Origin of the sequence: Pseudoxanthomonas sp. SORGH_AS_0997 (assembly GCF_031453535.1) — a bacterium.
GTDB lineage: Bacteria > Pseudomonadota > Gammaproteobacteria > Xanthomonadales > Xanthomonadaceae > Pseudoxanthomonas_A > Pseudoxanthomonas_A winnipegensis.
Genome location: NZ_JAVIZI010000001.1, coordinates 840,378 through 863,381, shown reverse-complemented (window position 1 = coordinate 863,381; position 23,004 = coordinate 840,378). Strand labels below are relative to the sequence as shown.

23 protein-coding genes and 1 pseudogene are annotated in these 23,004 nt (G+C 71.6%); 12 read left to right on the top strand and 12 right to left on the bottom strand.

All coding sequences use genetic code 11. From position 1 onward, the window contains the following. Positions 1 to 10: 10 nt before the first annotated feature. The 6 genes and pseudogenes from kdsB to QE438_RS03955 all read right to left on the bottom strand — a co-directional run. Positions 11 to 790 (bottom strand): 3-deoxy-manno-octulosonate cytidylyltransferase, encoded by a 780-nt coding sequence (kdsB, locus tag QE438_RS03980; protein ID WP_130531093.1) that lies wholly within the window; start codon positions 788 to 790, stop codon positions 11 to 13. A 128-nt stretch (positions 791 to 918) separates the two neighbouring features. Further along, positions 919 to 1,929, bottom strand: a complete 1,011-nt coding sequence (gene lpxK, locus QE438_RS03975; RefSeq protein WP_306992401.1) for a tetraacyldisaccharide 4'-kinase — start codon at positions 1,927 to 1,929, stop codon at positions 919 to 921. Then, complete coding sequence (msbA, locus tag QE438_RS03970) at positions 1,926 to 3,683, bottom strand: lipid A export permease/ATP-binding protein MsbA (protein WP_306996144.1); 1,758 nt, start codon at positions 3,681 to 3,683, stop codon at positions 1,926 to 1,928. Before msbA ends, lpxK begins: the two co-directional genes overlap by 4 nt. Then, the gene (locus QE438_RS03965) at positions 3,680 to 4,108 is read right to left on the bottom strand and encodes a biopolymer transporter ExbD (RefSeq protein WP_306996146.1); all 429 of its coding nucleotides are present in this window, start codon (positions 4,106 to 4,108) and stop codon (positions 3,680 to 3,682) included. The genes msbA and QE438_RS03965 overlap by 4 nt, the downstream gene beginning before the upstream one ends. Before the next feature lie 12 nt (positions 4,109 to 4,120). Continuing rightward, complete coding sequence (locus QE438_RS03960) at positions 4,121 to 4,744, bottom strand: MotA/TolQ/ExbB proton channel family protein (RefSeq protein WP_306996148.1); 624 nt, start codon at positions 4,742 to 4,744, stop codon at positions 4,121 to 4,123. Positions 4,745 to 4,781: 37 nt separating this feature from the next. After that, positions 4,782 to 7,120, bottom strand: a pseudogene (locus tag QE438_RS03955) (DNA internalization-related competence protein ComEC/Rec2); the annotation flags it as partial. A gap of 261 nt (positions 7,121 to 7,381) precedes the next feature. On the opposite strand from QE438_RS03955, the gene QE438_RS03950 reads away from it, so the two are divergent. Next, positions 7,382 to 8,614: a TCR/Tet family MFS transporter gene (locus QE438_RS03950; RefSeq protein WP_306992403.1), complete on the top strand. Its 1,233-nt coding sequence runs from the start codon at positions 7,382 to 7,384 to the stop codon at positions 8,612 to 8,614. On the opposite strand, the gene QE438_RS03945 is transcribed toward QE438_RS03950, so the two are convergent. Together QE438_RS03945 and QE438_RS03940 are read right to left on the bottom strand one after the other, a co-directional pair. Further along, complete coding sequence (locus QE438_RS03945) at positions 8,615 to 9,172, bottom strand: 2'-5' RNA ligase family protein (RefSeq protein WP_306992405.1); 558 nt, start codon at positions 9,170 to 9,172, stop codon at positions 8,615 to 8,617. A gap of 48 nt (positions 9,173 to 9,220) precedes the next feature. After that, positions 9,221 to 9,562 carry a RidA family protein gene (locus QE438_RS03940; RefSeq protein ID WP_130531080.1) on the bottom strand — a complete coding sequence of 114 codons (342 nt, stop codon included), beginning with the start codon at positions 9,560 to 9,562 and terminating at the stop codon, positions 9,221 to 9,223. Positions 9,563 to 9,938: 376 nt separating this feature from the next. On the opposite strand from QE438_RS03940, the gene QE438_RS03935 reads away from it, so the two are divergent. After that, positions 9,939 to 10,121: a hypothetical protein gene (locus QE438_RS03935; RefSeq protein ID WP_130519540.1), complete on the top strand. Its 183-nt coding sequence runs from the start codon at positions 9,939 to 9,941 to the stop codon at positions 10,119 to 10,121. A gap of 329 nt (positions 10,122 to 10,450) precedes the next feature. Here the strand turns inward: QE438_RS03935 and QE438_RS03930 are convergent, their stop codons facing one another. Beyond that, entirely contained in the window at positions 10,451 to 10,789 is a 339-nt protein-coding gene (locus tag QE438_RS03930) for a zinc ribbon domain-containing protein YjdM (protein ID WP_130519536.1), read from the bottom strand. A 164-nt stretch (positions 10,790 to 10,953) separates the two neighbouring features. Here QE438_RS03930 and QE438_RS03925 point away from each other — a divergent pair, with 164 nt between their 5' ends. The 6 genes from QE438_RS03925 (at position 10,954) to QE438_RS03900 (ending at position 16,195) form a co-directional block, all read left to right on the top strand. Beyond that, complete coding sequence (locus QE438_RS03925; RefSeq protein ID WP_306992408.1) at positions 10,954 to 11,907, top strand: cation diffusion facilitator family transporter; 954 nt, start codon at positions 10,954 to 10,956, stop codon at positions 11,905 to 11,907. A 49-nt stretch (positions 11,908 to 11,956) separates the two neighbouring features. Then, on the top strand, positions 11,957 to 12,694 hold the full coding sequence (locus QE438_RS03920) for a hypothetical protein (protein WP_306992410.1): 738 nt from the start codon (positions 11,957 to 11,959) through the stop codon (positions 12,692 to 12,694). A 112-nt stretch (positions 12,695 to 12,806) separates the two neighbouring features. Beyond that, entirely contained in the window at positions 12,807 to 13,289 is a 483-nt protein-coding gene (locus tag QE438_RS03915) for a peptidylprolyl isomerase (RefSeq protein ID WP_130519530.1), read from the top strand. Positions 13,290 to 13,399: 110 nt separating this feature from the next. Then, a complete protein-coding gene (locus tag QE438_RS03910; RefSeq protein ID WP_306992412.1) occupies positions 13,400 to 15,265 on the top strand; it encodes an ABC transporter ATP-binding protein in 1,866 nt (621 codons plus the stop codon). Between the two features lie 22 nt (positions 15,266 to 15,287). Then, the gene (locus QE438_RS03905; protein WP_306992414.1) at positions 15,288 to 15,704 is read left to right on the top strand and encodes a hypothetical protein; all 417 of its coding nucleotides are present in this window, start codon (positions 15,288 to 15,290) and stop codon (positions 15,702 to 15,704) included. Further along, positions 15,701 to 16,195: a GNAT family N-acetyltransferase gene (locus tag QE438_RS03900; protein ID WP_306992417.1), complete on the top strand. Its 495-nt coding sequence runs from the start codon at positions 15,701 to 15,703 to the stop codon at positions 16,193 to 16,195. The genes QE438_RS03905 and QE438_RS03900 overlap by 4 nt, the downstream gene beginning before the upstream one ends. Before the next feature lie 54 nt (positions 16,196 to 16,249). Here QE438_RS03900 and hemN read toward each other — a convergent pair whose 3' ends face one another. From hemN to QE438_RS03885, 3 genes are all read right to left on the bottom strand, one after another. Next, complete coding sequence (gene hemN, locus QE438_RS03895) at positions 16,250 to 17,659, bottom strand: oxygen-independent coproporphyrinogen III oxidase (protein ID WP_306992419.1); 1,410 nt, start codon at positions 17,657 to 17,659, stop codon at positions 16,250 to 16,252. A gap of 240 nt (positions 17,660 to 17,899) precedes the next feature. Continuing rightward, positions 17,900 to 18,697 (bottom strand): amidohydrolase, encoded by a 798-nt coding sequence (locus QE438_RS03890; protein WP_130519524.1) that lies wholly within the window; start codon positions 18,695 to 18,697, stop codon positions 17,900 to 17,902. A gap of 395 nt (positions 18,698 to 19,092) precedes the next feature. Continuing rightward, positions 19,093 to 20,241 carry a pyridoxal phosphate-dependent aminotransferase gene (locus QE438_RS03885; protein WP_130531075.1) on the bottom strand — a complete coding sequence of 383 codons (1,149 nt, stop codon included), beginning with the start codon at positions 20,239 to 20,241 and terminating at the stop codon, positions 19,093 to 19,095. A gap of 121 nt (positions 20,242 to 20,362) precedes the next feature. On the opposite strand from QE438_RS03885, the gene QE438_RS03880 reads away from it, so the two are divergent. From QE438_RS03880 to azu, 4 genes are all read left to right on the top strand, one after another. After that, positions 20,363 to 20,860 (top strand): DUF3293 domain-containing protein, encoded by a 498-nt coding sequence (locus tag QE438_RS03880; protein WP_306992421.1) that lies wholly within the window; start codon positions 20,363 to 20,365, stop codon positions 20,858 to 20,860. Positions 20,861 to 20,931: 71 nt separating this feature from the next. Continuing rightward, on the top strand, positions 20,932 to 21,585 hold the full coding sequence (gene ccmA / locus QE438_RS03875; protein WP_306992423.1) for a heme ABC exporter ATP-binding protein CcmA: 654 nt from the start codon (positions 20,932 to 20,934) through the stop codon (positions 21,583 to 21,585). Beyond that, on the top strand, positions 21,582 to 22,265 hold the full coding sequence (gene ccmB / locus QE438_RS03870) for a heme exporter protein CcmB (RefSeq protein WP_306992425.1): 684 nt from the start codon (positions 21,582 to 21,584) through the stop codon (positions 22,263 to 22,265). The genes ccmA and ccmB overlap by 4 nt, the downstream gene beginning before the upstream one ends. Positions 22,266 to 22,464: 199 nt before the next feature. Continuing rightward, positions 22,465 to 22,923, top strand: coding sequence for an azurin (gene azu, locus QE438_RS03865; RefSeq protein WP_130522328.1), 459 nt, complete (start codon positions 22,465 to 22,467; stop codon positions 22,921 to 22,923). Positions 22,924 to 23,004: the final 81 nt, after the last annotated feature.

Sequence of the window (23,004 nt, the reverse complement as noted above, 5' to 3'; positions counted from 1 at the left end):
CGGCCAGGCCTCACCGCATGCCGTCCAGATGGCGCTGGGCGCGCGCCAGGTCCTCGGGAGTGTCCACGCCCGGCGGGAAGGCCTCGGGCGTCAGCGCCACGGCGATGCGGAAGCCGGCTTCCAGGGCGCGCAGCTGCTCCAGCGATTCGGTGCGCTCCAGCCGGCCCGGCGGCAGCGCGGCAAAGGTGCGCAGGAAGCCGGCGCGGTAGGCGTAGATGCCGATATGGCGCAGGAACGGCGCCGGCGCCTCGGCCAGCACCTGGCGACTGCGGGCGAAGCCATCGCGGTGCCAGGGCAGCGGCGCGCGGCTGAAGTACAGCGCATCGCCGTTGTCGGCCAGCACCACCTTGACCGCGTTCGGGTCGAACACCTGCTCGGCCTCGTCGATCGGCGTGGCCAGGGTCGCCATCGGATGGCCGCTGGCCGACAGCGCGGCGGCCACGGCGCGGATGCCGGACGGCGGGGCGAAGGGCTCATCGCCCTGCAGGTTGACCACCAGGGTCTGATCGTCCCAGCCGGCGATACCGGCGCATTCGGCCAGGCGGTCGCTGCCCGAGGCATGGCTGGCAGCGGTCATCGCCACCTGCACGCCGCTGCCGTCCAGCGCGCGCGCCACGCGTTCGTCGTCGGTGGCCACCCACACCTCGCGCGCGCCGGCGGCCAGCGCGCGCTGCGCCACGTGCAGCACCAGCGGCTGGCCGCCGAGCAGGCGCAGCGGCTTGCCGGGCAGACGCGTGGCGTCATGGCGGGCGGGAATGGCGACGACGAAGGGTTCTTGCAGGTCGGTCATGCGAAGGTCTTTCGAGCGCGCCCGGTCGGGGGCGCACCCTGCCGGGCGTGGGGGTGGGGAGATGACGCCATTCTAGCCGCTGCCCCGCGCCGGCCCGGCCGACCCGAGGACCGCGCGGCCACGGGCGTTCAGCCCTTGTGGCCCAACGGCCCCAGCGTCCGCAGCGCCGCGACGCGGCCCAGCACCGCCACCCAGAACGCCTCGGGCAGCTCGGCCTCGACCGGCACGCTGTAGGCCCACGGCCCGGCGAAGGCGGCGCACTTGACGGCGTCCTTCTCGGTCATCAGCACCGGCAGCTCGCTGCCGAAGCGCAGATCGTCCGCGCTGTAGGCATGGTGATCGTCGAAGGCATGCGGCACTACGCCGATGCCGTAGCCGCGCAGCAGGTCGAAGAAGCGGCCGGGATGGCCGATGCCCGCCACGGCGTGCACGCGATGGCCGCCGAAGGCCGCCAGCGTGGTCGGCTTGCCGCCCGCCAGCGGCAGGGCCAGGCCAGAGCGCAGCGTCATCGCCCATTCGCCGAAGCCGGCGCTGCCGCCGTTGACCACGCGGAAATCGACCTGGGCGCTGCGCTCGGCCGGCTCGCGCAGCGGCCCGGCCGGCAGCACGCGGCCGTTGCCGTAGCGGCGGCGGCCGTCGATGACCTCGATCTCCACATCGCGGCGCAGGCGGATGTGCTGCAGGCCGTCGTCGCAGACCACGATGTCGCAGCCGGCCGCCGCCAGCGCGCGCGCGGCGGCGACACGGTCGCGGTCCACGCGCACCTTGACGCCGGTGCGGCGCGCGATCAGCACTGGCTCGTCGCCGCCTTCGGTTGGCGTGGTGTCCGCCTCGACCCAGCGTGGCTTGCCCGGGTCCTGGCGGCCGTAGCCTCGGCTGGCCACGCCCGGCGTCCACCCCGCCTCGCGCAGGCGCTGGACCAGGGCGATGGTCAGCGGCGTCTTGCCGGTGCCGCCGACGGTCAGGTTGCCCACCACCACCACCGGCACCGGCACGCGCCGGCGGCGCAGCAGGCCGATGCGGTAGAGGGTGGCGCGCAGGCGCAGCGCGCCGCGGAAGACCGGTTCGAGCAGGCGCGGCAGCAGCGGCACCGGCGCGCCGTCGAACCAGTACTTCGGCGCGCCGCGCGAGGCGCTCATTCGGCCTCGCGGAACTGGGCGCCGTGCAGTTGCGCGTACAGGCCACCGCGCGCCAGCAGTTCGGCGTGGGTGCCCTGCTCCACCAGACGGCCGTGGTCGAGCACCAGCACCTGGTCGGCGTGCTCGATGGTGGACAGGCGATGGGCGATGACCAGCGTGGTGCGGTGGGGCATCAGCTGGGTCAGCGCGTCCTGCACCAGGCGCTCGGACTCGTTGTCCAGCGCGGCGGTGGCCTCGTCCAGGATCAGGATCGGCGCATCCTTCAGCATCGCCCGGGCGATCGCCAGGCGCTGGCGCTGGCCGCCGGAGAGCTTGCCGCCCTTGACCCCGATCGCGGTGTCCTTGCCGTGCTCGAGCTGTTCGACGAACTCCATCGCGTGCGCGTCGCGCAGCGCCTTGTCCAGCGCCTGCGGCTCGGCCGAGCGCATCTCGCCATAGGCCACGTTGGCCTCGACGGTGCCGTCGAACAGCATCACCTGCTGGCCGACCAGGGCGATCTGGCGGCGCAGGTCGGCCAGGCGGTAGTCCTGCACCGGCGCGCCGTCGATCAGGATCTGGCCGGACTCGACGTCGTAGAAGCGCGGGATCAGCTTGATCAGGCTGGACTTGCCGCTGCCCGAGCGGCCGACGATGGCCGTGACCGTGCCGGGGCGCGCGACGAAGCTGATGTGCTCCAGCGCCGGCCGCAGCTGGCCGGGATAGCGCGCGGTGACGTCACGGAACTCGATCGTGCCCTGCGCGCGCACCAGCGGACGGGTGCCGGCGTCGACCTCGTCCGGCGCATCGAGCACCGAGAACAGGCGCTCGGCCGAGGCCACGCCGCGCTGCAGGACGTTCTGCACGTTGGTGAGGTTCTTCAAGGCCGGGATGATGCCGGCCATGGCCAGCAGCAGACTGAAGAAACCGCCCGCGCTGAGCCGGCCGGCGGCGGCCTCGTGGCCGGCGATCAGCAGCAGCGCCGCCAGACCGATGGCGCCCATCATCTGCACCGTGGCGGTGGAGATGCCGCGGGTGGACTCGACCTTCATCGCCAGACGCAGGTTGTGGTCGGCGAGCGCGTGATAGCGCTCCAGCTCGGACTGCTGCGCGCCGTAGACCTTGACCTCCTGATGGTTGGACAAGGTCTGGTCGGCGGCCTGCAGCAGCTGCGCCCCGCTCTCCTGGATGCGGTGGCTCACACGGCGGTAGCGCTTGGCGACCTTGTTCATCACGAACGCCAGCGGCGGCACCAGTACGAGGATGGACAGGGTTACCTGCCAGCTGGCGCCCAGCATCACGATCAGCAGCACGATGGCCTGCAGCGCCTGCTGGATCATGGTCTTGAGCGCATCGACCGCCGCCTGCGCGACCTGGTCCGAATCGGATCCCAGTCGTATCAGCATCGAGGGGACGGGCTCGGCATCGAAACGCGCGCCCGGCAGGGACAGGTACTTGCCCAGCACCTTGACCCGCAGGTCGCGGGCGATGCTGCGCGCCGCGCGCCCCATCGACATGTCGGTGATGTAGCCGGCCACGCCACGCACCAGGAAGATCACCAGGATCAGCGCCGGCATCACCCACAGCGCCTGCGGCGGCCCCTGGTTGAGGAAGGTCCGGTTGGTGATGGGCTCCATCAGCCGGGTGAAGGCGCCTGTCCCGGCCGCCTCGACCAGCGCGGCCACGAACGCCAGCAGCAGCAGGCCGCGGTACGGCCTGGCGAAGGTCAGCAGCCGGCGGTAGGTCTGCCAGGCCGACCCGGGGACGGCCGCGCTCACCGGCGCGGCTCCTGTTCGGGGGCGGTGGCGATCGAGATGCGCTTGAAGCCCAGCTGTGCCAGCGCGTCCAGCGCGGTGACCACCGCCTGGTGCGGCGTGCGCGCGTCGGCGCGCAGCAGCACCGGGCGGGTGTGGTCCTTGTCGGCGGACTGGGCGATGGCCTGCTTGAGCGCGTCGGCGTCGGTGCGCAGCACCTCGCTGTCGCCGACGAAGTAGCGGCCCTCGGCGTTGATGAGGATGTTCAGCGCCTTGGCCGGCGCGTCGGCCGCCTGCTGCGAGGCCGACGGCAGCTGCAGCTGCAGGGTCGAGCGCGCATCGAAGGTCGTGGTGATCACGAAGAAGATGATCAGCACCAGGATCACGTCGATCAGCGGGACCAGGTTGATCTCCGGCTCGTCGTGCGCGCGGTCGTCGCGGATACGCATCGGGCGCGGCCTTCAGTCGCCGCGCGCGGCGGCGTGCGGCGCTTCCAGCGCATCGGACAGGGCCATGGCCTGCTGCTCCATCTCGATCACGTAGCCGGCGATGCGGCCACGGAAATAGCGATGGAAGATCAGCGCCGGGATCGCCACCAGCATGCCGGTGGCGGTGCACACCAGCGCCTTGCCGATGCCGCCGGCCAGCTGGTTCACATCGCCCAGGCCGTGGTCGAGGATCCCCAGGAACATCTGGATCATGCCGACCACCGTGCCCAGCAGGCCCAGCAGCGGGCCGGCCGCGGCGATGGTGCCCAGCGTGTTGAGGTAGCGCTCCATGCGGTGGACCAGGTGGCGGCCGGTGTCCTCGATGCGCTCGCGGATGACATCGCGCGAGCGATGCCGCACGTCGAGCGCGGCGGCCAGCAGCGCGCCCAGCGGCGAGGTGCGGCGCAGCGATTCGATGTGCGAGGCCTCCAGGTGCGAGGAGGTCGCCCAGCGGCGCACCTCCTCGCCCAGGCCCGGCGGCAGGATCTCCTTGCGGCGCAGGCTCCAGAAGCGTTCCACCACGATGGCCAGGGCCAGCACGGCGAGCAGCAGCAGCGGGATCATGGGCCAGCCGCCCGCCTTGACCAGTTCCAGCACGTTGAATCCTTACGGCGCAGCCGGCCGTGTGAGAACAGACCGATAGGATAGCCCAGACGCCTCGCGCGCCTGGACCGCGTCCCACAGGCGCGCGCGCCAGCGCCGGCGCTCGCGCACCGACAGGCCTTCCGCACGCAGCCAGACGCTCAACGCACCGCTGTCGGCGGTGTTCAGCACTTCCGCGCCCTCCGCCTGCCAGCGCCGCACCACCTGCCGCTGCGGATGGCCGAAGCGGTTGTCCGCACCGGCCGAGACCAGCGCCAGGCGCGCGCCCGTGGCCCGGACGAAGCCCGGGTCCGACGACTCGCTGCTGCCGTGATGGGCGACCAGGACCACCTGAGCCTTCAGCGATGACGGCCGCGTGCGCAGCAGCCCGCGTTCGATCACCTGGCCGATGTCGCCGGTGAGCAGGACGGCGCCATGCGCGGTATCCACACGCAGCACGCAGCTGGATTCGTTGCGCAGGTAGGGAAAGCCGCGTGCGGGATGCAGCACCTCGAACCGCACCCCGTCCCAGGCCCAGGCCTGTCCCGCGCGGCAGGCGGTCTGCAGCGGGATGGGCGCGCCGGCCGGGCCCAGCACTTCCAGCGCTGGCATCTGGCGTCGCACCGCGTCCAGGCCGCCGGCGTGGTCGGCGTCGCCGTGGCTGACCATGATCCGGTCCAGCCGGCGCACGCCCAGCGCGTGCAGCGCCGGCACCACCACGCGCTCGCCGGCATCGAAGCCATCGGCCACCGCCGGCCCGGTATCGAACAGCAGCGCGTGACCGCGCGTGCGCACCAGCACCGACAGGCCCTGGCCGACATCGAGCGTGGTCACGGTGGCCTCGCCTTCGCGCGGCAAGTCCAGGTTGGGCAGCAGCAGCGGCAGCCACAGCAGCGCGGCCAGCGGCTTGCCAGGCACGCCGCGCGGCAGCAGCAGCCAGAACGCGCCCAGCACCGCCAGGGGCAGCGCGAACCACGCGCCTTCCGGCAGCCACCACAGCGCGAAGCGGCCCTGCGCCAGCCAGGCGAACAGCCGCCAGCTCGGTTCGAACGCCTGCCCGGCCAGCCACCAAGCCGGGGTGCCCCAGCCGGTGTGCAGGGTCTCGGCGGCCACACCGAGCAGGCAGGCCGGCACCACCACCAGGCTCCACCACGGGATCGCCAGCAGGTTGGCCAGCGGCCCGACCAGCGAGGCCTGGCCGAACAGGGCCACGGTCAGCGGCAGCAGCCCCAGCGTGGCCACGCCCTGCGCGGAGAGGAACGCCCGCCACGCCGGCAGGCCATGGGTGGGCAGGCACCACACCAGCCAGGCCACGCCGGCGAAGCTCAGCCAGAAGCCGGCCACCAGCGGCGCCAGCGGATCGACCAGCAGCACCGCCAGCGTCGCCAGCGCCAGCGCGGCCACCGCGCCTGCGGGCCGCCGACCGCAGCGCGCCAGCGCCACCACGGCGATCATCAGCACCGTGCGCACCGTCGGCAGCGCGCCGCCGGACAGCAGCGCGTAGCCGCAGGCGAACAGCGTGGCCGCCACGCCGGCCGCCACCTGCCGCGGCAGCCACCGGCCCAGGCGTGGCAGCAGGCGCCACAGGCCTGACGCGAGCAGCGCGCCGAAGCCGGCGACCAGCCCGACGTGGAAGCCGGAAATGGCGATCAGATGGGTCAGCCCGGCCGCGCGCAGCGTGGCCCAGTCGGCATCGTCTAGGCTGCCGGTATCGCCCAGTGCCAGGGCGCGCACGAAGCGCTGCGCCCCGGCCGGCGCGTGCGCGGCGATGCGCGCCGACATCCGCGCGCGCCACGCGTCGATCCCGGTCGGCGGCCCCAGCGCAAGCGCCAGCGGTGCGGCACGCACGTAGCCGGTGGCCGCCACGCGCCGCGCCAGCGCATAGCGTTCGCCGTCGAACCCGCCCGGATTGACCAGCCCGCGCGGCGCGCGCAGCCGCACCAGCAGCTGCCAGCGCTGCCCGGCCTGCAGCCGGGCGCGCGGGCCCGTCGCGGTGGCGTCGGTCTCGTCGTACCAGGCCAGCTGCAGGCGCCGGCCACACGGCACCTCGGGACCGGCCGGGCACGCATCGGCCAGGAAATCGAATCGCGTGCGCCGGGCCTCGACCTGCGGCAGGCCGATCACGCGGCCTTCGATCCGCCAGTCGCGCGCCTGGGCGCGCGCCGGCAGCTGCGCCGATAGCGCCCAGCCGGCCTGCAGGCCGGCCCAGCCGACGCCGAACAGCAGCGCACCCGCCAGCCGTCCCGCCCCACCCCGCGCCCAGCACGCCACACCGAGCGCCAGGGCCGCGAGCAGCCAGCCGCGCGCCGGCAGGACCGGCAGCAGCAGACAGGTACAGACGCCCAGCAGCATGCAGATCGCCACGCCGCCGCCGAAGGCCGGCACGCGCATGCGGCCGAACGCGGCCGCGCATCGGCTCAACCCCTGGCGTGCGTTGATCGTGGCCTGCGTCCACTGCATCGGCTGGCGGCCTGTCTGAGTCCTTGGCGCCAGCGTGCGTCCAGTGGGTGCGGCGCACCATCGCCGGGCGCCGTGCCCGGGCGTGGGAAAAATCCCAGCGCCTGCGCGGCACCGCGGCCATCTTGCCGGGTTACCATCGCGCCGCCCGCCGCCCGTCCTTCTACCCCGCGGCGCACCACGCGAGCCTTCCCGATGCCGCTTCCCGCCTTCCGTGCCGGCAAGGCCGCCGTCGCCTTCATCCTGGTCACCGCGATGCTCGACATCGTGGCCATGGGCATCATCATCCCGGTGCTGCCGCACCTGATCGAGCAGTTCTCCGGCTCCAATGCGCGCGCCGGGCTGATCAATGGCGTGTTCGTGGCGCTGTGGGCGCTGATGCAATTCCTGGTCTCGCCGATCGTGGGTTCGCTGTCCGACCGCTACGGCCGCCGTCCGGTGATCCTGCTGTCCACCGCAGGGCTTGCGATCGACTACCTGCTGATGGCCCTGGCGCCCAACCTGTGGTGGCTGGCGGCCGGGCGCATCGTCTCGGGCATCACCACGGCCAGCTTCACCACCGTCTATGCCTACATGGCCGACATCACCACGCCGGAGAACCGCGCGCGCGGCTACGGCTTGATCGGCGCGGCCTTCAGCGCCGGCTTCGTCGCCGGCCCGCTGCTGGGCGGTGTGCTGGGCGAATGGTCGCCGCGCGCGCCGTTCTGGGCGGCGGCGGCGATGAGCACGCTGGCCTTCACCTACGGCGCGTTCGTGCTGCCCGAATCGCTGGCGCCGGACAAGCGCATGGCCTTCTCCTGGTCGCGCGCCAATCCGCTGGGCGCGCTGCGCCTGCTGCGCTCGCACCAGGAGCTGACCGGCCTGGCGGTGGTGAACTTCCTGCTGTACTTCGCCCACCACGTGTTCTCGGCGGTGTTCGTGCTGTACGCGGCCGACCGCTACGGCTGGGGCGCCTGGCAGGTGGGTCTGCTGCTGGCCATGGTCGGGGCGCTGGACATGCTGGTGCAGGGCACGCTGACCGGCCCGGCGGTACGCCGCTTCGGCGATCGCCGCACGATGATCATCGGCCTGTGCTTCGGCGCGCTGGGCATCGCCTGCATGGGGCTGGCGCCGACCGGCTGGCTGTTCGTCGCCGCGATGCTGCCCAACGCGCTGTGGGGGCTGGCGATGCCGACCATCCAGTCGCTGATGACCCAGCGCGTGTCCGAGTCCGAACAGGGCCAGCTGCAGGGCGCCAACAACAGCGTCGGCGCGATCGCGGGCGTGGTCTCGCCGGTGTTCTTCGGCTGGGTGTATTCCAAGTCGGTTGGGGCCGGGGCGGCCCTGCCCTTCATCGGCACGCCGTTCCTGATCGCCGCCGGCGTGCTGGCTGCGGCCGCGCTGACCGGGATCGCGGTGGCCCGGCGCCAGCGCGCGCCGGCGGGCTGATCAGCCCAGCGCCCAGCGGCCCAGTTCGACGTAGGCCTCGCGCTGGCCGCCACGCAGCAGGACGAAGGCATCGAAGGCCAGGCGCACCGGCGCGCAGGCTTCCGGCGCGAGGCGCTTGCCGTCGTTGTGGCCCAGGGTCAGATGCGGATGCAGCGGCGGCGACTTGGCCAGCACGATGCGCTGGCGCGTGGCCGCCGCGCGCAGCGCCGATTCCAGCGCGGCCAGCGCCGGCGGCGTCTGCGAGGCGGCCAGCACCACCGCGTCGCGGCCGAACACCGCCAGCCGGTCCAGGCTCAGCACGAAGGCCTGCCCCTGCACGCCGGCCACCGCGCGCTGCGCGCCCTCGACCAGGCCGGGGATCTGCTCGTCGAACGGCTCGCCCAGGTACAGCAGGGTCACGTGGCGCTTGGCCGCGCGCATCGGCTTGAAGCCCTCGAAGCGCGGCGCATGCGCCTGCAGCGCCGCCTCCAGCGGCGCCTGGTCGCCGGCCGCGGGCAGCAGCGCGAAGAACAGGCTCGGCGGCGGCGCGGCCGGTCGGGCGAAAAGGTCGTCCTGCATCGTGGGCAAGGTCTTAGGATCGGCTGCCGGCGCGAGGCCGCGCAGGCCTCAGACCGCGGCGGTGACGACGATCTCGACCTTCCACGCCGGATCGGCCAGCCGCGCCTGCACGGTGGCGCGGGCCGGGGTGTGGCCGGGCACGACCCAGGTTTCCCAGACCGCGTTCATGCCGGCGAACTCGGCCAGGTCGGCCATGAAGATCTCGGCGCGCAGGATCTTGGACTTGTCGGTGCCGGCGCGCGCCAGCAGGGCGTCGATGGCGGCCAGCACTTCGCCGGTCTGCGCGGCGATGTCGCCGCCGCCTTCTGCGATCTGCCCGGCCAGGTAGGCCACGCCGTTGTGCACGGTCATCTCGGACATGCGCGGACCGGTATCGAAACGCTGGATCATCGTGAATCGCTCATCGCAGAGGGGGCGCGCCACGCTACCCGGCCATCACCGCGCTGCCAAGCCGCCGCGGGCCTTCAGGCAGCGTCAGAGCCGTGGAACATAAAGTGTGGTACACTATCCTTGTTCCACGAATCGCACGCACCGGACTGTGCTTCCTCGCCCACCGGCGCCTGCGACCGGCCGGGTCCGCCCCGCTCCCGGCCCTCCCGACGCAGTCCCTGTCCGGCTTCGGCCTGTCCCCCTGCGGCTCACCTTGCCTTGACCGGCGACTGGCCGCATATCGGATTCGACACCTGCACCCGCGCACTGCGGCCGATCCTCTCGCCACGAGGGCGGGTCGCAGCGCCCCCGCCGCTCCACGACGAAGGAGAGCTTCATGCCCCGCACCAGTTCCAAGATCGCCGCCAGCAAGCCCCGCGCCTCCGACAAGAGCGCGCCGCTGACCCACGAGCGCATCCAGGCCGACCTGGCCGCCTTCCGCAAGGCCGGCGGCCGCATCGAGAAACTCGGCAACACCCGCGTGCTGACCAAGGTGGAAGTGCCCGAAGACGGCACCTGACGGGCAGCATCCCGGATGATCCGACAGGCCGCGCAAGCGGCCTGTTGTTTTTTGTGGCGCTGGAAACCGGAAAAGAGTGCTTCGCGTAGCTAGGGGGCGAGGCGGGCAAATGCGCCGGCGGGTTGCGCCTCGCGCATCGCGCCTCGAGAGATCGATGAATCCATCGTTCCCCGAAGAACTCCGTCTTTCCCGCCAACGCGGGAATGCAGCGCCTTCGAGGCTTTCGCGCGAAAGTCGCTGGGTCCCCGCTTTCGCGGGAACGACGGTGGAGGAATTTCCGCAGCGGTGCCTTGCCGAGCGCGCCAGGCACGCAACGTGCGAACGCGCGCTCAGGCCTTGCGCAGGAAGCAGGTCTTCAGCACCAGGCCCTTGATCTTGTCCGAGTGCCCTTCGATGTGTTCGGCATCGTCCTCGACCAGGCGGATGTTGCGGATCACCGTGCCCTGCTTGAGCGGGATGCTGGAACCCTTGACCTTGAGGTCCTTGATCACCGTGACCGTGTCGCCGGCGGCCAGCACGTTGCCGTTGACATCGCGCACCACCAAGGCCTGATCGGCGGTGGCGGCCTCGGCTGACCACTCATAGCCGCAGTCGGCACAGATCCACTGCGCCCCATCGACGTAGGTGTTGTCCAGTGTGCATTGCGGACAGGCGGGGGCGGTGGGCATGAGGCGCAGAACCAGCGAAGAAGGAGAAAGCGCCATTGTACGACCTGGGCCGCACACCCCCGCACCCGCATCCCTGCCGGAAGCCGCCCTGCGCGCGTGCGCTCACGCGCAGGGGACGCGGAGATGACCAACATGCAGGCCCCACCCGCACCGCACCGCCGCCCATGGCCAAGCCCTCCGGCTCCCGTCTTGTCGTCTATGCCGCGCTGGCCGGCAATCTGGCCATCGCCGTGGCCAAGTTCATCGCGGCGTGGCTGTCGGGCAGCTCGGCCATGCTCAGCGAGGGCGTGCACTCGCTGGTGGACACCATCAACGAGGTGCTGCTGCTCTACGGCCTGCATCGCGCGGAGAAGCAGGCCGACCCCACCCACCCGTTCGGCTACGGGCGCGAGCTGTACTTCTGGAGCTTCATCGTGGCGCTGCTGGTGTTCGCCGCCGGCGCCGGCGTGTCGGCCTACGAAGGCATCGCGCATATCCGCCAGCCCGAGCCGGCCAGCAACCATCTGGTGAGCTACATCGTGCTGGGCGTGTCGATGCTGTTCGAGGGCGGCTCGTGGTGGGTGGCGCTGCGCGAGTTCCGCGCGACCAAGGGCGAGCTGGGCTATTTCGAAGCCTTCCGCCGCAGCAAGGATCCGTCCACCTTCACCGTGCTGCTGGAAGACAGCGCCGCGCTGCTGGGTCTGGGCTTCGCGCTGATGGGCCTGATCGCCGCGCAGGTGCTGGACATGCCCGTGCTCGACGGGGTGGCCTCGCTGTGCATCGCCGCGGTGCTGGCGGTGGCCGCCTTCATGCTGGCGCGCGAGACCAAGGGCCTGCTGATCGGCGAGCCGGCCCAGCCCGGCATCGGCCAAAGCATCCTGGAGATCGCCAACGCCGACCCCGAGGTGGGCAACGCCAATGGCGTGACCACCATCCAGATGGGGCCCAACCAGGTGCTGGCCACGCTCAGCGCCGAGTTCGAGGACACGCGCACGACCGAGCAGATCGAGGCCTGCGTGACCCGCATCGAGGCGGCGGTCAAGGCGCGCTATCCGGAGCTGGTGGCGCTGTTCATCAAGCCGCAGACCGAGGCGGTCTACCGCGCGCGCCGCGCCGCATTGGCCCCTGCCGCGCAATGAGGTAAAACGGCGGCGCGCGCCTCTTACGCTTCCATCAAGGACCGATGCAATGCGCCCGATTCTGCTGGCGTGGCTGCTGAGCCTGCCCTTCTGCGCCGCGCGCGCGGCCGAGGGCGCACGCACGCCACCGGCGCCTGGCTGCCTGGATGCGCGCCGGATGACCGAGGTCCGTCAGGTTGATGCACGCACGCTGGCCGTCGTCGCGCACGACGGCCGGCCCTACCGGATCGGGCTGCAGTCCGACTGCCCCGGCGTGGATGCCGCGGCCGACGCGCGCCTGTTCGGCGCTGAGGGTTGGATCTGCAACGGCGCACCGGCCTATGTGCAGATCGACGGGCGACGCTGCGCGGTCGCCAGCGTCGAGCCGCTGGACGCCAAGGCCCATGCGCGGCTGATGCAGCAGGCCGATCGGGACGCCATGGCCACGCTCGATCCGGTCAAGGTGATCGGCCCGCAGCGCGGCGCCGGCTTCCGAGGCTCACCGAGCTATTGCTTCGCGCCACGCTACCTGCGGTCCTGGTCGAGCGATCCGGACGGGCTGCTGGTGGAGGTCTCGCGCCGCCATCCGGGCGGGCATCGCTGGTATCGGGTCGAGCTCACCGGCAGCTGTCCGATGCTGCAGCGCAGCCCGGCGCTCGCGTTCCGCTCGGGCCTGGACCTGGGCATGATCTGCGGCAATCCCGGCGATGTGGTGCTGGGCGATGCGCGCCCGCAAGGCTTCGCCCAGCCGCTGCGAGCGGGCGGCTGCGGCATCGCCACGGTCTATCCGGTCGACGCGCATAAATGAACGGGCTGCGGTTGTGTCGGCGCCGGCTTTTGCCTAGGGTAGTGGCGTGTTCTTCTCCTTCGCGTCGTGAAGCCACCGACGTGCTCCCCTCAACCGTTCACGGATGTTTTTCATGGAAATCCAGGATGGCCGCGTGGCCACGATCCACTACACCCTCACCGGCGACGACGGCAGCGTCATCGACCAGTCCGCGCCGGATACGCCGCTGAGCTATCTGCATGGCGCCAGCAACATCGTGCCGGGCCTGGAGAGCGCGCTCACCGGCAAGCAGGTCGGCGACAAGGTCCAGGTCGACGTGCCGCCGGAGCTCGGCTACGGCCCGCGCCACGAGCAGCTGCAGCAGGTGGTGCCGCTGGGCGCGTTCCCGACCGGCGCCAACATCATCCCGGGCATGCAGTTCGAGGCCCATGGCGAGCACGGCCCGCTGGTGGTGACCGTGGTCCAGGTCGGCCCGGACGAGGTCACCGTCGACGGCAACCACCCGCTGGCCGGCAAGACCCTGCACTTCGCGGTCGAGGTGACCGACGTGCGCGAGCCCACGGCCGAGGAACTCAGCCACGGCCACGTGCACGGCCCGGGCGGCGCGCACCACTGATCCATCCGCCACCGCGGAGCGCTGCATCCCGACACCCCGGCCCTCGCGCCGGGGTGTCGGCGTTTACGGGGTTCTCGTCGTCGTGATCGCCACGGCGCCACAATGGCGCCATGCCGCCTGCCGCCACCGTCTCGCCCAGCCCCCGCCCCAGCCTGCGCGAGCGCTTCGCCGCGATGCGCAACGTGCCGCCCTTCCTGCGCATGGTCTGGGCGACCAGTCCGTGGCTGACCGTGGGCAGCCTGGGCCTGCGCCTGGTCAAGGCACTGCTGCCGATCGCCGCGCTGTACGTGGGCAAGCTGATCATCGACGAGGCCGTGCGCCTGGTCGGTGCGGGCATTCCACTGGATTCGCTGGCCGATGCGCTGTCCAGCGGCCGGCTCACCCGGCTGATGGAACTGCTGGCGCTGGAATTCGTCCTGGCGATCGGCTCGGACCTGCTGGGCCGGGCGATCAGCTACGCCGACACGCTGCTGTCCGAGCTGTTCACCAACGCCACCAGCATCCGGCTGATGGAGCACGCGGCCACGCTGGATCTGGAGGACTTCGAAGACCCCGAGCTGCAGGACAAGCTGGATCGCGCGCGGCGCCAGACCATGGGCCGCATGAACCTGCTCAGCCAGCTGTTCGGCCAGGTGCAGGACACCGTCACCGTGATCAGCTTCGCCATCGGCCTGCTGGCCTATGCGCCATGGCTGATCGCGCTGCTGGTGGTGGCGCTGGTGCCGGCCTTCGTCGGCGAGTCGCACTTCAACGCGGTGGGCTATTCGCTCAACTTCCAGTGGACGCCCGAGCGCCGTCAGCTCGAATACGTGCGCCAGACGGGCGCCAGCGTCGAGACCGCCAAGGAGGTGAAGATCTTCAACCTCCACCGCTTCCTGATCGAACGCTACCGTAGCCTGGCGCAGAGCCTGTTCGCCGCCAACCGCGCGCTGGCGCGGCGGCGCGCCCTGTGGGGCACGGCGCTGGCGGCGCTGGGGTCGCTGGGCTACTACGTGGCCTATGCCTACATCGCCTGGCGCACGGTCAAGGGCGATTTCTCGATCGGCGACCTGACCTTCCTGGCCGGCAGCTTCCTGCGCCTGCGCCAGCTCCTGGAGGGCCTGCTGGTGGGCTTCTCGCAGGTCGCAGGCCAGGCGCTGTACCTGGACGATCTGTTCTCCTTCTTCGCCATCCAGCCGGAGATCACCTCGCCGGCCGAGCCGGTGCCGTTCCCGCAGCCGATCCGGCAGGGCTTCGTGTTCGAGAACGTCGGCTTCCGCTATCCGGACGCGCAGCACTGGGCGGTGCGGCATCTGGATTTCGAGCTGAAGGTCGGCGAGGTGCTGGCCCTGGTCGGTGAGAACGGCGCGGGCAAGACCACCCTGGTCAAGCTGCTGGCGCGGCTGTACGACCCGGACGAGGGCCGCATCCTGCTGGACGGGCGCGACCTGCGCGAGTACGACCTGGACGAACTGCGCGCCAATGTCGGGGTGATCTTCCAGGACTTCGTGCGCTACTACCTCACCGCCAGCGAGAACATCGGCGTGGGCCGGATCGAGGCGATGGACGATGCCCCGCGCATCCGCGCTGCCGCGCACAGCGCGCTGGCCGATCAGGTGATCGAGGGCCTGCCGGGCGGCTACGAGCAGCTGATCGGCCGGCGCTTCAAGACCGGCGTGGACCTGTCCGGCGGGCAGTGGCAGAAGATCGCCATCGCCCGGGCCTACATGCGCCAGGCGCAGGTGATGATCCTGGACGAGCCCACCGCCGCGCTGGATGCGCGCAGCGAGTTCGAGGTGTTCCAGCGCTTCCGCGAACTGTCCGAGCAGCGCACCGCGGTGCTGATCTCGCATCGATTCTCCTCGGTGCGCATGGCCGACCGCATCCTGGTGCTGCACCTGGGCCGGATCGAGGCGGTCGGCACCCACGAGAGCCTGCTGGCCGAGGGCGGTCGCTATGCGGAGCTGTTCGAGCTGCAGGCCGCCGGCTATCGTTGATCGCCTGGCTCGAGGAGTTCCCATGCAACCCACCATCGTCCGCACCGCCGCCCTGCTGGCCTGCCTGCTGTGCCTGCCCGCCCTGTCGCAGACCCCGGCGCCGGGCAGCGAGGGCTGGAATCCGGCCGACATCGCCCAGGCCAAGGCTCAGGCCGATCGCGACGAGGCCTCGCTGCCGCCCGCTCTGAGCCAGGCCATGCGCGCGACGCAGCAGGACACGCTCGAACGCGGCGTCGCCGCCTGCGCCTCGCCGAAGGCCGACACCACCCCGTTCGTGATCGTGGCCCGGCTGGATGCGCGCGGCGGCATCGCCCGCACCTGGCGCAAGGGCGACACGCCGCTGGCGATCTGCCTGGACCGCTTCCTGCGCGGCCGCGTGCTGCTGGCCCCGCCGCGCGCGCCGTTCTTCGTGTCCTTCGAGCTCAGCTTCACCCCGTGACCGATCCGGTGCGCATCCGGCCCGCGCGCGTCGAGGACGCCGAGGCCATGAGCGCGGTGCTGCGGCAGATCATCGCCGTTACCGGCCGCGAGCGCCCGAGCGACCGGGAGACAGTGTTGGCCCGCTACATCCAGCACCCCGCGCGCCTCCAGTGCAGCCTCGCGCAGGACGCGCAGGGGCGCGTGCTCGGCTTCCAGTCGCTGATCCGGGCCACGGCGGGCAATCCCTACGACGTCCCTGAGGGCTGGGGCATCATCGGCACGCATATCAGTCCCCAGGCGCATCGGCTCGGGATCGGCAAGGCGCTGTTCGCGGCCAGCCGGCAGGCGGCCATCGCGGCGGGGCTGGAGAAGATCGATGCCTACATCGGCGCCGACAATCCCGCGGGCCTGCGCTACTACGAGGCCATGGGGTTCCGCACCTACCGGGAACCGGCGGGTATCGTGCAGAAGTGCTTCGTGGTGACGCGCGCGCCGTCCGAAGCGATCTGACGGATCGCCGTTGGACAGCAGTGCAGACGGCGCTGGAGGCCGCCCCGCCCGGCCTCACACCGCGCGCGAGTGCCGCCCCTCCAGGCCACCCTGGGCCAGGTAGCGGTCGAAGCGCATCGCCACCAGGCGCAGCAGGCCGCGCCCGCGCGCGGTGACCTGGATGGCCTCGGGTGCGACCTGCACCAGGCCGTCGCGCACCAGCGGCGCCAGCGCATCGATCTCGTCACGGAAATAGTCGTCGAAGCGGATGCTCCAGGCGCGCTCGACCTGTTCGGCCTCCACCCGCCCGCCGCACATCAGCCGCTGGATCACATCGGCGCGAATGGCGTCGTCCTCGTCCAGCAGCACGCCGCGCATCGTCGGCAGCCGGCCGGCGTCCAGCGCCGCCTCCCAGGCGGGCAGCTCGCGCGGATTCTGGCTGTAGCTGTCGCCGACATGGCTGATGGCGCTGACGCCGAAGCCCAGCAGATCGGTCTGCGCATGGGTGGTATAGCCCATGAAGTTGCGGTGCAGGCTGCCGCGGCGCAGCGCCACCGACAGCGCGTCGCTGGGCAGGGCGAAGTGGTCCAGGCCGATGTATTCGTAGCCGGCCGCGCGCAGCCTGCGCACCGCCAGTTCCAGCAGGGCCAGGCGGCCTTCGGCATCGGGCAGCGCGTCCTCGTCGATCTGCCGCTGCGCGCGGAACAGCGCGGGCATGTGCGCATAGCCGTACACGGCCAGCCGGTCCGGACGCAGTTCCAGGGTCTGGTCCAGCGTGCGGGCGAAGCCTTCCAGCGTCTGGTGCGGCAGGCCGTAGACCAGGTCGAGATTGATCGACCCGATGCCGTGAGCGCGGCAGCCGGCGACCACCGCATAGGTCTGCTCGAAGCTCTGCACGCGGTTGATCGCATGCTGCACGCCGGGCGAGAAGTCCTGCACGCCGAGGCTGGCGCGGGTGAAGCCGCAGGCGCCCAGCGCGGCCAGATGCGCCGGCGTGGTGGTGCGCGGGTCCAGCTCGATGGAGATGTCGCGGTCCGCCGCCTGGCTAAAGCGGAAATGGCGGCGCAGGCCGTCCACCACGCGCGTCAGCTGCGCCGCGTCGAGGAAGTTGGGCGTGCCACCGCCGAAGTGCAGCTGTACCACTTCGCGGTCGGGCTCGAACAGCGCCGCCACCTGCGCGATCTCGCGCTCCAGGTGGCGCACGTAGCGATCGCCGGCCAGCGGGCTGCGCGTGATCACCCGGTTGCAGCCGCAGTAAAAGCACGGACTGGCGCAGAACGGCACGTGCACGTACAGCGAGAGCTGCCGCGAGTAGTGGCCCACGTTGCTCTGCCGCGCCTGCTCGGCGAACTGCGTCGGCCCGAACGCCGCATCGAACTGCAGCGCACTGGGATAGGAGGTGTAGCGCGGGCCATTGACGCCGTAGCGCCGCAGCAGGTCGGCGTCGAAGGACCAGTCGCCGGATTCGGGAAGGGCGGGATACATGCGCCCATGGTCGCGGCCCGGCGCGCGGGCCGCCTTGACTTGGATCAACCCGGCCTGGGGCTGTGCCTCAAACCTGGCAGGTCTCCACTTCTATACGGCTCAGAATTAGGAAGCGCGCGGAAGTGGATCTCCTTACGCGGCCGGGCGACGAGGTCGAACTGCGCCTACGGGAAAGGCAACGCGCGCTCGGTTGCCGCTTCGATCTAGCGAACTGCACGCAAGCCAAGGACAACCCCCACCTCAAGCCAGCTCGAAGCGGTCCGCATCCAGCATCGCCGGGAAATGCGCTCGGTGCGCCAGCAGCGCCTGCGCCGAGACCGCGGCGTAGGTCAGCCCCTCGGCGGCATCGGCCTCGGCCAGCGGCTGGCCCAGGGCGTCGAGCACCACGCTATCGCCGGCGTAGCTGAGGTTGTTGCCGTCGGTGCCGACGCGGTTGACCGCGGCCACCACGCACAGGTTCTCGATCGCCCGCGCGCGCAGTAGCGTCTGCCAGGCGTAGCGGCGCGGCGAGGGCCAGTTGGCGACGAACAGCTGCAGATCGAAATCCAGCTGCCCCGGGCGCTCGACATCGAAGCGATTGCGGCAGAACACCGGAAAGCGCAGGTCGTAGCAGACCTGCGGATTGATCCGCCAGCCCTTCCATTCCACGCTCAGGCGATCGCGGCCCGGCGCATAGCGCTGATGCTCGCCCGCGTAGCGGAACAGGTGGCGCTTGTCGTACCAGGACAGCCCGCCATCGGGCGTGGCCCACAGCAGGCGGTTGAACACGCCCTCCTCGGTGCGCAGCTGCACGCTGCCGGTGACCGCCGCGTCGAGCTGCCGCGCCTGCTCGACGATCCAGGCCACGGTCGGGCCGTCCATGCCCTCGGCGCGGTCGATGGCATCGTTGGAGAAGCCGCTGGTGAAGGTCTCCGGCAGGATCACCAGGTCGGCCTTGCCGGCCGCCGGCGCGATCAGCTCGCCGTAGTAGCTGCGGTTGCCGGCCGGGTCGTGCCAGCGGGTCGCGCCCTGAACCAGGGCAATGCGAAGGTCTTGCATGGGCGTGCTCTTCGGAACGGGGGCTCGGGAGTCTGGACCTGAAGATTACGCTCAACCCGGACGACGCGATCACGCGTCGACCGTTTCGATGCCTCGCCGTTCAAGAACCGCTCCCCTGTCATTCCCGCGAGCGCGGGAATCCAGCGCCTTGCACGCTTGCCGCGAAATCCCTGGGTACCCGCCTGCGCGGGAACGACGGATGAGGCGTTGCCGAGGCGGCGCCCGCCTTTGCCCCCTCCCTTTGGCCGAAGGCCAAGGGGAGGGCTGGGGAGGGGTCGCTCTTCGCGGGAAGGCCAAAGCAAAAGCAAAAGCACCCCCTCCCAACCTCCCCCTTCGCTTCGCGAAAGGGGAGGCGCCTTACCCTGCCGTCTGAGACGAGTGCGCCGTCCCTGCCCTCAGAGCTTCACCAGCCGCTCGATCGCCGCATCCAGCGTGGCGGCGTTCTTGGCGAAGCACAGCCGCGCCAGGCGCTGGCCGGCGGGCGGGGTCTCGTAGAACGGCGACAGCGGGATCGCGGTGACGCCGTGCTCGATCGTCAGCCATTTCACGAACTCGATGTCCGGCAGGTCGCTGACCGCCGAATAGTCCACCAGCTGGAAATACCCGCCCGGCACCGGCAGCGGCTTGAGCCGGGTGCCCAGCAGCTGCTCGCGGAAACGGTCGCGCTTGGCCTGGTAGAACGCGCCGAGCTGTTCGTCGTGCTCCGGCTCGGCCTGCAGCATCGCGGCGAAGGCGTGCTGCGCCGGGGCGAAGCTGGTGAAGGTGTTGTACTGGTGGACCTTGCGGAACTCGGCGGTCAGCGCCGGCGGGGCGATGGCGTAGCCGATCTTCCAGCCGGTGCAGTGATAGGTCTTGCCGAAGCTGGACACCACGAAGGCGCGCCGCGCCAGCTGCGGCCAGCGCAGCACGGACTCGTGCACGCGGCCGTCGAAGACGATGTGCTCGTAGACCTCGTCGGACACCAGGAAGATGTCGGTGCCCTCCAGCAGGTCGCTCAGCGCCTGCAGGTCGGCCTTGCCGAACATGGCGCCGGAGGGGTTGTGCGGGCTGTTGACCATGATCAGGCGCGTGGCCGGCGTGATCGCCGCGCGCACCTTGTCCCAGTCCACCGCGAAGGTCTGCGGGTCCAGCGCCACGTGCACGGCGCGCGCGCCGGCCAGTTCGATCGCCGGCTCGTAGCTGTCGTAGGCCGGGTCGAGCACGATCACCTCCTCGCCCGGGCGCACCACGGCGTGGATGGCGTTGAACAGCGCCTCGGTCGCGCCGCTGGTCACGGTGATCTCGGTGTCCGCGTTCACCTGCGCGCCGTAGCAGCGCAGCACCTTGGCGGCGATGGCCTGGCGCAGCGGCGCCACGCCGGTCATCGGCGGGTACTGGTTGTGGCCAGCGCGCATGGCCCGGTCAAGCTCGTCCACCAGCCGCTGCGGGACCGGGAAATCGGGGAAGCCCTGCCCCAGGTTGACCGCGCCGTGCTCGGCGGCCAGCTGCGACATCACGGTGAAGATGGTGGTGCCCACGCGGGGCAACTTGGTCTGCGGCTGCATCGGTCCGGAAGAGGGCGGGCGGTGGGGGCCGCAAGTGTACGCAATGACGTCGGGCACGCCGGTGACCCGGCCCGGGCCGGGGCCCCCACGACCTTGGTCTGACTGGCGCGGGCGCCGCGCCATGCCCATGATCCGCGCCATGGACGGGGAACTGGAACAGACACCACCGGCGCTGGGCGACCTGGCCCGGCTGTATGCCGCCGCGCACTACTTCGTGGTGGTGGGGCGCAAGGAATGGCTGTTCCAGGTCGGCCAGTCGGCCGCCGACGTGGAGCGCCAGCTTGGCGCGGGCAGCTACCAGTTCGTCACCGCCTGGAATCCGCGCTCCTGCCCGGCGGGCGAGGCGCGCAACCTGGAAGCCGCCCAGGTCCTGGAACAGCGCCTGCGCGAGACCAGCCTGAGCATCCACCGCGCCCTGGGCTGCAATGCGCAGGGCGGCGCGGTCGAACACGGCTGGCTGGTGCTGGACGTGGGCTGGGACCAGGCCGACGCGCTGGCGCGCGACTTCGGCCAGGCCGGCACGCTGTACTGGCTGGCCGGCGAGCCGGTGCGCCTGCGCATGCAGGCCCCGCGCCCGCACGATGCGCCCGACGACATGTTCACCGACTGGACCGGCTGAGCGGCGCGCGCGCCCACGGTCCCCAGTTCCCGGGCAGGCCGCGATCGACGACCTCGCCTAGAATGCGGCCGATGACGTCCGATGCCCCGCGCCCGCCCCTGCTGTCCGTCCAGGCGCTGGCCTTCAGCCGCAACGAGGAGCCGGTATTCGGGCCGCTGGCGTTCCAGCTCGACGCCGGCGAGGCGCTGCTGGTCCAGGGCGGCAACGGCGCCGGCAAGACCACCCTGCTGCGCGTGCTGGCCGGCCTGCTGCGCGCCGACGCCGGGACCATCGCGCTGGAAGGCCGCCGCGCCGATGCGCATGCGCGTTCGCTGGCGATGGCCTACCTGGGGCATCTGCCGGCGCTGAAGGGCGACCTGGGCGCGCTGGAAAATCTGGAGTTCCTGTGCGGCCTGCACGGCCGCCGCGCCACGCTCACCCCGGCCCAGGCGATGGCCGCCACCGGCCTGGCCGGCTACGAGGACAGCCTGGCCCGGCAGCTGTCGGCCGGGCAGAAGAAGCGCCTGTCGCTGGCCCGGCTGTGGCTGTCCCCAGCGCCCTTATGGCTGCTCGACGAGCCCTACGCCAACCTCGATCTGGACGGCATCACCCTGGTCAACCGGATGATCTCGGCGCATCTGGCACAGGGCGGCGCGGCCCTGGTCACCACCCACGGCGCCTACGCCGCCCCGCCGGTGCGCACCCGGCAGCTGCTGCTCGCCGGGCGCGAGCAGGTGGCCGCGTGAGTTCGCCCACCCTGCCCGGCGCCGCCGCCGCGCTGCTGCGCCGCGACCTGCGGCTGCTGTGGCGCCGGCGCGGCGATGCCCTGCAGCCGGCCCTGTTCGCCCTGCTGGTGGTGGTGCTGTTCGCCCTGGCGCTGGGGGCCAACCCGCAGTTGCTGGCGCGGGTCGCGGCGGCGGTGCTGTGGCTGGCCGCGCTGCTGGCCGGGCTGCTGACCCTGGACAGCCTGTTCCGCGGCGATGCCGAGGACGGCTCGCTGGAGCAGTGGATCCTGGCGCCGGTGCCGCTGGCCTGGCTGGTGGCGGTGCGGGTGCTGGCGCACTGGCTGGCGACCGCCGGCCCGGTGCTGATCGCCACCCCGCTGCTGGCCGAACTGCTGTACCTGCCGCGCCCGCTGCTGCCGGTGCTGATGGCCTCGCTGGCCCTGGGCACGCCGCTGCTGAGCCTGCTCGGCGCGGTGGTGGCCGCGCTGACCGTGGGCATGCGCCGGGCCGGGGTGCTGCTGGCCCTGCTGGCGCTGCCGCTGTACGTGCCGGTGCTGGTGTTCGGCGCCGGCGCGGTGGCCCGAGCCGCGGAAGGGCTGGACCCGGGCTTCGCCCTGCTGATGCTGGCGGCCGGCCTGGCGCTGGCCATCGTGCTGGCGCCGCTGGCGGCGGCCGCGGCGCTGCGCATCGCCACCGAGTAGGCCGCGCTTCCACCTGCCCGAGCGCGCCCCACCCGCCGCGGCGCTTCCCTTTCCGGCCCCGACTGTCAGACCATCGGCCAGTTCCACCCATTACAGTGATCGCGCGATCCTGTGCCCCACACCTGCACAGCGCCTCGCGCGGTCCAGCCCCCAAGCCTTCGCCCGCTTCCACGTCCCAACCCTCACCGGAGTTCGAAACATGCGTCCCTACCTGATCGCCGCCGCCATCCTCGCCGCGTCCGCGTCCTGTGCGTCCTTTGGCGCGCGCGCCGCCACCTGCTCGGCCGACCTGGAAGGCAACGACATGATGAAGTACAGCCTGACCAACATCGATGTGCCCAAGAGCTGCGCCAACTTCACCATCAACCTCAAGCACACCGGCAAGCTGGCCAAGACCGTGATGGGGCACAACGTGGTGATCGGCAAGACGGCGGACATGGCCGGCATCGACAGCGACGGCATGAAGGCCGGCGCGCCGGCGGACTACGTCAAGGCCGGCGACGCACGCGTGGTGGCCCACAGCAAGCTGATCGGCGGCGGCGAGAGCGCCTCGGTCAGCTTCCCGGTGGCCAAGATCGCCAGCGGCGGCCCGTATTCGTTCTTCTGCAGCTTCCCCGGCCACTCGACCCTGATGAAGGGCACGCTGACGGTCAAGTAAGCCGGCGCGTTCGGTCCGGGCGTCCCCGGGCCGAGGCGGCCGCGGTGTGCGGCGCAGCGTGGCGGCCGTCCTTGCTTTTGG

Excerpts from the sequence above, each read along its gene's own strand:
- lpxK (WP_306992401.1), bottom strand. The coding sequence starts at position 1,929 with ATGAGCGCCTCGCGCGGCGCGCCGAAGTACTGGTTCGACGGCGCGCCG.
- QE438_RS03920 (WP_306992410.1), top strand. The coding sequence starts at position 11,957 with ATGCGCCCGATTCTGCTGGCGTGGCTGCTGAGCCTGCCCTTCTGCGCC.
- hemN (WP_306992419.1), bottom strand. The coding sequence starts at position 17,659 with ATGTATCCCGCCCTTCCCGAATCCGGCGACTGGTCCTTCGACGCCGAC.
- QE438_RS03945 (WP_306992405.1), bottom strand. The coding sequence starts at position 9,172 with ATGCAGGACGACCTTTTCGCCCGACCGGCCGCGCCGCCGCCGAGCCTG.
- QE438_RS03890 (WP_130519524.1), bottom strand. The coding sequence starts at position 18,697 with ATGCAAGACCTTCGCATTGCCCTGGTTCAGGGCGCGACCCGCTGGCAC.
- kdsB (WP_130531093.1), bottom strand. The coding sequence starts at position 790 with ATGACCGACCTGCAAGAACCCTTCGTCGTCGCCATTCCCGCCCGCCAT.
- QE438_RS03930 (WP_130519536.1), bottom strand. The coding sequence starts at position 10,789 with ATGCCCACCGCCCCCGCCTGTCCGCAATGCACACTGGACAACACCTAC.
- QE438_RS03965 (WP_306996146.1), bottom strand. The coding sequence starts at position 4,108 with ATGCGTATCCGCGACGACCGCGCGCACGACGAGCCGGAGATCAACCTG.
- QE438_RS03935 (WP_130519540.1), top strand. The coding sequence starts at position 9,939 with ATGCCCCGCACCAGTTCCAAGATCGCCGCCAGCAAGCCCCGCGCCTCC.
- QE438_RS03940 (WP_130531080.1), bottom strand. The coding sequence starts at position 9,562 with ATGATCCAGCGTTTCGATACCGGTCCGCGCATGTCCGAGATGACCGTG.
- ccmA (WP_306992423.1), top strand. The coding sequence starts at position 20,932 with ATGACGTCCGATGCCCCGCGCCCGCCCCTGCTGTCCGTCCAGGCGCTG.
- QE438_RS03880 (WP_306992421.1), top strand. The coding sequence starts at position 20,363 with ATGCCCATGATCCGCGCCATGGACGGGGAACTGGAACAGACACCACCG.
- azu (WP_130522328.1), top strand. The coding sequence starts at position 22,465 with ATGCGTCCCTACCTGATCGCCGCCGCCATCCTCGCCGCGTCCGCGTCC.
- QE438_RS03910 (WP_306992412.1), top strand. The coding sequence starts at position 13,400 with ATGCCGCCTGCCGCCACCGTCTCGCCCAGCCCCCGCCCCAGCCTGCGC.
- QE438_RS03950 (WP_306992403.1), top strand. The coding sequence starts at position 7,382 with ATGCCGCTTCCCGCCTTCCGTGCCGGCAAGGCCGCCGTCGCCTTCATC.
- QE438_RS03915 (WP_130519530.1), top strand. The coding sequence starts at position 12,807 with ATGGAAATCCAGGATGGCCGCGTGGCCACGATCCACTACACCCTCACC.
- QE438_RS03885 (WP_130531075.1), bottom strand. The coding sequence starts at position 20,241 with ATGCAGCCGCAGACCAAGTTGCCCCGCGTGGGCACCACCATCTTCACC.
- QE438_RS03905 (WP_306992414.1), top strand. The coding sequence starts at position 15,288 with ATGCAACCCACCATCGTCCGCACCGCCGCCCTGCTGGCCTGCCTGCTG.
- QE438_RS03925 (WP_306992408.1), top strand. The coding sequence starts at position 10,954 with ATGGCCAAGCCCTCCGGCTCCCGTCTTGTCGTCTATGCCGCGCTGGCC.